Origin of the sequence: Arthrobacter sp. ZGTC131 (assembly GCF_002929275.1) — a bacterium.
Classification (GTDB): domain Bacteria; phylum Actinomycetota; class Actinomycetes; order Actinomycetales; family Micrococcaceae; genus Arthrobacter.
This window is the reverse complement of sequence record NZ_PJIK01000113.1, coordinates 1-518: the sequence shown is the minus strand read 5'-3', so window position 1 is coordinate 518 and position 518 is coordinate 1. Positions and strand designations below refer to the sequence as shown.

The 518-nt window shown below is 68.9% G+C and carries 1 pseudogene; it reads left to right on the top strand.

The features are described 5' to 3' along the window. Positions 1 to 518 (top strand): annotated as a pseudogene (locus tag CXQ90_RS21925) (glucose-6-phosphate dehydrogenase); the annotation flags it as partial.

The following is a 518-nucleotide window of genomic DNA, read 5'->3' as shown; positions in this document are numbered from 1 at the left end:
GAGCCGCTGTGGAACGCCAACTACGTGGACCACGTGCAGATCACGATGGCCGAGGACATCGGCACCGGCGGCCGCGCAGGGTATTACGACGGCGTCGGCGCCGCGCGCGACGTGATCCAGAACCACCTGCTCCAGCTGCTCGCGCTGACGGCGATGGAGGAGCCCATCTCCTTCAACGCCGATGACCTGCGCGCGGAGAAGGAAAAGGTGCTGGCCGCCGTCAGGCTGCCGGAGGACCTGTCCACCCATTCCGCCCGCGGCCAGTTCGCCGGCGGCTGGCAGGGCGGCGAGCAGGTCCAGGGCTACCTCGAGGAGGAAGGCATTCCGGCCAACTCCACCACCGAGACCTATGCCGCGATCCGGGTGGACATCAACACCCGGCGCTGGCACGGCGTGCCGTTCTACCTGCGTGCGGGCAAGCGGCTGGGCCGCCGCGTCACCGAAATCGCCGTGGTGTTCAAGCGCGCCCCCAACCTCCTCTTCCGGGACCACAGCGAGGACGACTTCGGCCAGAACGC